Source organism: Pseudomonas sp. SMN11 (genome assembly GCF_052041945.1).
Taxonomy (GTDB): Bacteria; Pseudomonadota; Gammaproteobacteria; order Pseudomonadales; family Pseudomonadaceae; genus Aquipseudomonas.
Window position 1 is genome coordinate 1 of record NZ_JBKGGW010000084.1, and the last position, 983, is coordinate 983.

The 983-nt window shown below is 63.4% G+C and carries 1 protein-coding gene; it reads right to left on the bottom strand.

Annotation, left to right across the window (positions count from 1 at the left end; translation table 11 throughout):
- Positions 1-983, bottom strand: a 983-nt coding sequence (locus ACLEJU_RS28635) for an aromatic ring-hydroxylating oxygenase subunit alpha (RefSeq protein ID WP_435425693.1), incomplete at both ends; no start/stop codon positions are given.

Sequence of the window (983 nt, forward strand, 5' to 3'; positions counted from 1 at the left end):
ACCGAGTGATGGATTTCCGTTTCGGTGACCGAGATCGGTTGCAGCACACGGAAGAACGCCATCGAGCAGGCGACGTTGGGGAACAGGTTGAGGTTGAAGCCGGAGCCACCGACAGCGCGGACGATACGCCGTACCTGCGGCTCTTGGATGCCTTCGTCGCGCAATTCTGCGGCCAGCGACTCGAAGCGCTCGGGGATCGGCTTGTCGAGGTCAGCCTCGAGATCCACCAGCTCGGGGATCATCACCATCACGCTGTGGCCGTTGCCCAGGTCTTCGACGTAGCCGGGGCCTTTGACGAAGTCGAACAACTCCAGGGTCTGCTCGTCCACCGACGACAGGAAGCTCTTGTGCACCAGCGGGAAGTGGTAGGCGTCGGTGGTGTTTTCCAGCTGGATCTTCCAGTTGCCGGGGAAGCGGAAACGGTGCTCGCCCGGGACCTTGATGCCGTAGCCGGCGCCCTGTTTCATGAACAGGTCCATCCACTTCTTCGCTGCGCCGAGGAAGTCCTCCAGCGGTTCGATGTCGTCCTTGAAAGTGGCGAACACCATGCCGGCGTAGCTTTCGGTGCGCAGGCTGACCAGTGGCAGCTCGGCCTTGTCGATGCAGTCGCCGTAGCTTTCCGGGTGCGGGATGCCGCGCAGCGAGCCGTCGAGGGCGTAGCCCCAGCCGTGGTACGGGCAGACGAAGCTGTTGGTCTTGCCCTTCTTGTGCTCGCACACCGTGGCGCCACGGTGGCGGCAACGGTTGAGCAGCACGTTGATGCCTTTCTTGCGGTCGCGCACCACGATCACCGGCTGCTTGCCGACGTAAGTGGTCTTGTAGCTGCCGGCGTCAGGGACTTCGCTCTCGTGAGCGACCCAGATCCAGGTGCTGTGGAAGATCTTTTCCAGCTCGGCGTCGAACAGTGCCGGGTCGGTGTACAGGGAGGTGTGGACGCGGTCGGGCTGCACCAGCTCGGCCGGGTCGACCGTCAGGTTGACGGC